General features: G+C 68.6%; 1 protein-coding gene. It reads right to left on the bottom strand.

The genetic code is table 11. The features are described from left to right. Positions 1 to 42: 42 nt before the first annotated feature. A partial coding sequence (infB, locus tag NJ4_RS23505) for a translation initiation factor IF-2 (RefSeq protein WP_067441422.1) occupies positions 43 to 2070 on the bottom strand: 2028 nt, incomplete at its 5' end.

Below are 2070 nucleotides of genomic sequence, written 5' to 3'. Positions count from 1 at the left end.
GGGCCCGGCAACAGCCGGACCCGCCTCACCGATGATGCTGGATCAGCCGCGCGGGATCTCGCGCATCTCGAACGACTCCACGACATCGCCGATCTTGATGTCCTGGAAGTTCTTGAGCACCAGACCACACTCGAAGCCCTCGCGGACCTCGGATGCGTCGTCCTTCTCGCGCTTGAGCGACGAGAGGTCGAGGTTGTCGGCCACCACGGCGCCGTCGCGCAGGACGCGCGCCTTGGCGTTGCGGCGGACAGTGCCCTCGATGACCATGCAGCCTGCGATGTTGCCGGCCTTGGACGAGCGGAAGATCTCGCGGATCTCCGCCTTGCCCAGGGAGGCTTCTTCGTATTCCGGCTTCAGCAGGCCCTTGAGCGCCGCCTCGATCTCCTCGATCGCCTGGTAGATGACCGAGTAGTAGCGAATCTCGACACCTTCCTTGTCGGCCATCTGGCCCGCCTTGCCCTGGGGCCGGACGTTGAAGCCGATGATGATGGCGTCGGAGGCGGCAGCGAGGTCGACGTTGGTCTCGGTGATCGCACCGACACCGCGGTCGATGACGCGCAGCGAGACCTCGTCGCCGACGTCGATCTGGGCCAGCGAGTCCTCGAGGGCCTCGACCGAACCGGACACGTCGCCCTTGAGGATGAGGTTGAGCTCCTGGCTCTCGCCCTTCTCCATGGAGGCCATGAAGTCCTCGAGCGTACGACGAACGCGACGCTTGGCCTGCATGGCCGCACGCTCTCGCGCCTCACGCTTCTCGGCGATCTGACGGGCCATCCGGTCGTCCTCGACCACGATGAACGTCTGACCTGCGCCGGGGGCGGCGTTCAGACCCAGCACCATGGCGGGGCGGGCCGGGTCGGCCTCCTCGATGTTGTTGCCGTGCTCGTCGAGCATCGCCCGGACGCGGCCGTGACCGGCACCGGCGACGATCGAGTCGCCCACGCGGAGCGTTCCGCGCTGGACCAGCACCGTGGCGACCGGGCCGCGACCGCGGTCCAGGTGCGCCTCGATGACCAGACCCTGAGCGTCCTGGTCGGGGTTGGCCCGCAGGTCGAGCGAGGCGTCGGCGGTGAGGACGACGGCCTCGAGCAGCTTGTCGAGGTTGAGCTCGGACTTGGCCGAGACGTCGACGAACATGGTGTCGCCGCCGTACTCCTCGGGCACCAGGCCGTATTCGGTCAGCTGGCCGCGGACCTTGGTCGGGTCGGCCTCCGGCTTGTCGACCTTGTTGACCGCGACCACGATCGGCACACCCGCGGCCTTGGCGTGGTTCAACGCCTCAACCGTCTGCGGCATGACACCGTCGTCGGCCGCGACCACGAGGATCGCGATGTCGGTGGCCTGGGCACCACGGGCACGCATGGCGGTGAACGCCTCGTGACCGGGGGTGTCGATGAAGGTGATGCGACGCTCGTCGCCGTCCACCTCGGTCGCCACCTGGTAGGCACCGATGTGCTGGGTGATGCCACCGGCCTCCTTGTCGACCACGTTCGCGCTGCGAAGGGCGTCGAGGAGCTTGGTCTTACCGTGGTCGACGTGACCCATGACGGTGACGACCGGCGGACGGTAGGACAGGTCGTCCTCGTCGCCCTCGTCGGCACCGAACTCGAGGTCGAAGCCCTCGAGCAGCTCGCGGTCCTCGTCCTCGGGGGACACGATCTGCACGACGTAGTTCAGCTCTTCGCCGAGCAGCTCGAACGTGGCCTCGTCGACCGACTCGGTCGCGGTGACCATCTCGCCGAGCGAGAAGAGCATCTGCACCAGGGCGGCTGCGTCGACGTTGATCTTCTCGGCGAAGTCCGTCAGTGAGGCACCGCGGGCCAGACGAACGGTCTCGCCGTCGCCCTTGCGGACGCGCACGCCACCGATCGTCGGGGCCTGCATGGCCTCGAACTCCTGACGACGGGCCCGCTTCGACTTGCGACCACGACGCGAGGGACCGCCGGGGCGACCGAAGGCACCCTGGGTCTGGCCACGCTGGCCGGGACGACCCCCACCGGGGCGACCGCCACCGGCCGGGCCGAAGCCGCCGGGACGCGGTCCACCGGGACCGCCGCCGGGAGCACCACC

It is taken from the genome of Nocardioides jensenii JCM 1364 = NBRC 14755 (assembly GCF_001552535.1).
GTDB lineage: Bacteria > Actinomycetota > Actinomycetes > Propionibacteriales > Nocardioidaceae > Nocardioides > Nocardioides jensenii.
The sequence above is the reverse complement of the archived record's forward strand: the minus strand, read 5'-3'. Positions and strand labels throughout refer to the sequence as shown.